5 protein-coding genes are annotated in these 4675 nt (G+C 42.1%); all 5 read left to right on the forward strand.

Going from position 1 to position 4675, the window contains the following annotated elements:
• Positions 1–12: 12 nt before the first annotated feature.
• On the forward strand, positions 13–885 hold the full coding sequence (locus F6K20_RS25060; RefSeq protein ID WP_287296443.1) for a hypothetical protein: 873 nt from the start codon (positions 13–15) through the stop codon (positions 883–885).
• A gap of 203 nt (positions 886–1088) precedes the next feature.
• Entirely contained in the window at positions 1089–1631 is a 543-nt protein-coding gene (locus F6K20_RS25065; protein WP_044494767.1) for a hypothetical protein, read from the forward strand.
• Entirely contained in the window at positions 1622–2521 is a 900-nt protein-coding gene (locus F6K20_RS25070) for a macro domain-containing protein (protein WP_008188201.1), read from the forward strand. The genes F6K20_RS25065 and F6K20_RS25070 overlap by 10 nt, the downstream gene beginning before the upstream one ends.
• A 435-nt stretch (positions 2522–2956) precedes the next feature.
• Positions 2957–3784, forward strand: coding sequence for a TlyA family RNA methyltransferase (locus tag F6K20_RS25075; RefSeq protein WP_044494770.1), 828 nt, complete (start codon positions 2957–2959; stop codon positions 3782–3784).
• A 296-nt stretch (positions 3785–4080) separates the two neighbouring features.
• Positions 4081–4675 (forward strand): DUF1822 family protein (locus F6K20_RS25080; RefSeq protein ID WP_287296445.1); only part of this gene is annotated, 595 nt, incomplete at its 3' end.

Raw genomic sequence — 4675 nt, forward strand, 5'->3', positions numbered from 1 at the left:
TAATGTAGGGCGTTGACTCATGATTACGAAAAGCCATCAGATTTTCGCGAGAGGTTTCGTCAAGGTTTATCCTTGTGGTTGGAAAATACTAAAGCAAATTCCCTTTCGACGGTAGAAAAAAAGTCCTCAACTCCTAACTCTCCCTCTACAAAAGCTACTGTACAAAGCGTAAAAACTTCAGGTAATTGGATTTTGTTAAATAATAACTATTACTTAGCGAAATTAGTAGAAACAAAATCAGATGGGACGATTTCAGTTCAAATCACAACAAACGATCTGGAAGAACAGGCAAATTTGAAAGATCTAAAACCTGATCAATTTTCCCACTACTCACCAATCAGTTATGCCTATCAGGAGGAAGCTTTACTTACTGAAGTAAAGGATGTTATATTAACATCCACTGGGGGCAAAAATCTATTTGTTATTACTCTATTACCAATCCAACAGTCTCAGGAAAATATTTTTCAAGACATAAGAGTTGGTTCAAATAATGGTAATTATTATAGTCCTGACGAAATCGCTGAAATGCGCGTGATAATTTTACTGTTCAATGATGATAGTTTGCTATCCAATAAGGAAGATTATTTGAGGGTCGATTCTCTTATTAACTGTTCCGCTGGAGGAAAGCGTATAGAGCCAATTAATTTCCCCGAGCTATGGAAAAACCTAAAAATGCAAAAAGATAAGTTCTTGAGAATCGCAAGACTTGCCGCAGTTTATGAGCTCAAAATGAGCGGTATAGTTGAGCATATATTGGAACTCAAGCTAGGTCCTATCAAAAATCACTTAATGACTGTTGAATTTCGTGGGACGAGAATGTCAAGATACAAGAACAAAGAAACTAAGGTTATAGAGGTCAAAGGAAACTGCTCCCTGAGAGACTAATATAAAATAAAATTGCTAGGTAATTTTACTCATCAATCGAACGATTATTTATTATATTTGTTAGATATCTAAACCAATAAAAATGCCCCAAGTAGAACTACTTTATAGGCAGGGATTAGATCGTTTTAGCCAAACATTTTCTGAATTGGGACTAGGTGGGGATGATAATCCAGGTAGGAAACAGGAAATTTGGAAGAGGCAATATGGTTGGGCAGAGCTGCAACATTGGCTTGGTGTCTGTTTACTACAAAATCCTCAAGGACATCCAACTGATAATGTGGAGCAAGCAATCAAAGCATTTGAATTGGATAAATTTCCTCAATATTGGGCGAAAAATCAAAACTTTTTGGGATGCCTATTATCATCGGCTTCAGGGTGAAGTTGCTGATAATAAGCATTTGGCTATTGATGCTTTCCAAGACGCTCTTACTGTATTCACTTCTGGAGAGTTTCCGCAAGAAAGATTAATGGTGTTAAATAACCTGGGGATAACCTATCTAAATATCCCTGGGGAAGAGCAACCAGAAAATCAGGAACAGGCGATCGCGGCATTTGAAGAAGCTCTGACTCTGATCAATCCCGAAAAGTTACCTAACGAGTGGACAATCATGCAATACCGTCTAGGTATGGTTTATCGGGAGCGAATCCGAGGGGAGCAAGTCGAGAATCTAGAGCTTGCGAATAAGGCTTTTGAAGCTGCCCTGAAAGTTTCTATATCCCAAGATTTACCTGAAGGGTGGGTATAGTAGAATTTCTACACAGACTGGATACACATCTTGAAGAATTGATGCTCTATCTCAAACTCTTGACTCAGGTTGGGCTTAAACGCATAGGAAGCTCTTTTATCAGTATATTTGGTCTTTTATGGCTGTCTATCGAGCCAGTAGCACTTTTTTTTCCAGAGAGTCTGAATTTTGGTTGGATTGGCTACTTGGGACTAGTAGTAGTCTCCCTGGCGATAGCAGTTATTCAGCGTTTTCCCCGTAGCTCGGTGTGTAAAGCGTTGTCTTCTCCCGACTCAGTTGTAGAAATTAAAATTGGCAATCTTTTTAATCAGCCTGGGCATTTAGTCATAGGAGCTAACGATGTTTTCGATACGGAACTCGGAGAAGTCATCAAACCTTCTAGTGTACAGGGACAGTTTCTTACGGGCATTTATGGCAATGACCTTACTAAATTAGACACAGAGATTGAAGCAGTATTGGAGGACTACAAAGCTCAACGTACAAAAGAACCTAACAAAAACAAGGGAAAGTCTTGGCGCTATCCCATAGGCACAACTATAGCATTGGGTTCCCCTGACAAACGCTATTTCTGGACAGCTTACGGCTATATGGGCAATGACCTGAGAGTCCAGTCAAATGCTGACTACATTTGGAATTCTTTGAGCTGTCTTTGGGAAGAAGTTCGCCGGAAGGGTCATGGTATCGACGTTGCTATACCTGTTATTGGAGCGGACTTAGCTCGTACTAACTTACCTCGAATGGCATTAGCTAAGTTAATTATTCTTTCATTCGTAGTGGCTTCTAAGAAGGAGTTTGTCACCAGGAAACTAACTTTAGTCATCCATCCTAAAGACTTAGAAAACACAGATTTCTATGAATTAGAGGATTTCTTGACATCGGCTTGTTTTTGATATTGTCCTTAAAATCGGTATTATATAGTGTTTTCAATGGGGTGAGCTACAAAGCTCCTAAGTTAATGGGAGTAGGGATTAAGACCTGAGGGGGTGATAACAAGGGTAAAAAGGTGGCTTGTCACTCCCTTTGGGATGCGATCGCATTTAGTACTCGATTCTAGTTTCTGCACCAGCGAAAGTCACACAACAACCCAAACCAAAGTATCTCAGTGGTAGACTGCAAAGAGATCACAAGTGCAGACCCGGTGGTGCGTTACGGGACGGGCTATCTCAACACTGGCTACGAGGCGGAAAATTAGGGCGAGCCCGTCCCTAACGCACCCTACGCACTACATTCTGAATTCTACTAACCATCAACCTTCAACCTTCCAACCTCCTAACCTTCAACCTCCTAACCTCCTAACCTCCTAACCTCCTAACCTTCCAATCCCATTGGTTAAACAACGACTCGACAAATTATTAGTAGACCGTAACCTGTGTGAATCCCGACAGCGAGCTCAGGTGCTGATTCGTGCCGGTGAAGTAATGGTAGATGGACAAATATTAGATAAGCCGGGAACTGAAATTAAGACCACGGCTCAGATTCAGGTGAAAGAGAAACCCCCTTTTGTATCCAGAGGAGGGCAAAAACTTGCCAAAGCCTTGGAGGTATTTGGAATTTCAGTAAAGGGACGCATTTGCCTAGATGGTGGTATTTCCACCGGTGGCTTCACCGACTGCTTGCTAAAAGCTGGAGCAAAACAGGTTTATGGTGTTGATGTGGGATATGGACAAGTAGCCTGGAGTCTGCGCAATGACCAGCGGGTGGTGTTGAAAGAACGTACCAACTTACGCTATCTTCAGCCTGCGGACTTGTACGGTGTTTCACCAGTCCCGAATCAGAGTCAAGTCTATGCTGATTTAGGCGTAGTCGATGTTTCGTTTATTTCCTTAACCAAAATTCTTCCTGCTCTGTGGCAACTGCTATCCCCTCCCCGTGAAGTAGTGTTGCTAGTCAAGCCTCAGTTTGAAGTTGGTCGTGACCGTGTCGGGAAAAAGGGAGTAGTCAGGGACCCCCATCACCGTGCGGATGCGATCGCAAACGTTCTAGAATCCGCCAAACAGCTGGGTTGGCAGTACAAAGGATTAATCTCCTCTCCCATTACTGGCCCCGCCGGGAATATCGAGTACTTACTTTGGCTAGCAATGGATAGTATATTATGCTATCCCGATTTAGCAGCAATTAGAGAGATTACCAGCAAAATGAAGAATTTAGAATGAAGAATGAAGAATTTAGAATGGTTAAGGGTTAAGGCATAATTTCAAATTCTACATTCTTATAGCGTTTATCATAGCTATCAGATACACAATATTTTTAACCTATTGCCTATTGCCTCTTATCTGCTCCCTGCTCCCTGCTCCCTGCTCCCTGCTCCCTAAAACCCAGACATTTGTACCTCAAAAGTCGTAGAATTTATATAATTTAAAACTGATACAAATGAGACAAAAACTGAGAAATTTTGCGATTGTCTGGCCATTATTATGAAAATTGCAGAGTGTATTGGAGTAACTTATTAATGTCACACACCACTATTCCAGCAGGACAAACCCACAAAGCAGTTCCCGTTTTTCGCAGAGGTTCCGGAAGGCAAGGGGATTCAGGATCTAATAGCTCCCATTCCCCATTCCCCATTTCCCCTTCTCCCTTCCCTAAGGATAGTTTGAGATTAGACAATTTTAGATTAGACCCCAGCCCACCACAGCGATCAAAACCCAGTCAAAAGGTGGTAAAACTAAAGCGGTGGTTAGAGGATTGTTTTGATCCGGGTTGGGAAAACGTGGAGACTATCTTAGAGCAATACCCAGAGCGAGTTTTAAGTTTTAGAAGTGACTCCTTTCACCAAGCGATGCAGCGCGGTCTTGGGGGTTTCCCCCATGAGCGACTGCATCAAGAAGCTAGTAGCAAATTCCATACTACAGCAGGAGTGAAAAGAGGTAAGCTACTCGGTACTGAGATCTGCTGGGGTGATCAGCAAGTCGCTTTAATAGTGGAGCTACATCGGACAGAATCACCCAAAATGAATCTATCCATTGAGCTGCATCCTGCTGGTGGTCGAGACCTTCTCCCCAAAGGTTTACAAATTATGGTGCTAGATGAAGAAGGAATTGTGG

It is taken from the genome of Moorena sp. SIO2C4 (assembly GCF_010672485.1).
GTDB classification, from domain to species: Bacteria; Cyanobacteriota; Cyanobacteriia; order Cyanobacteriales; family Coleofasciculaceae; genus Moorena; species Moorena producens.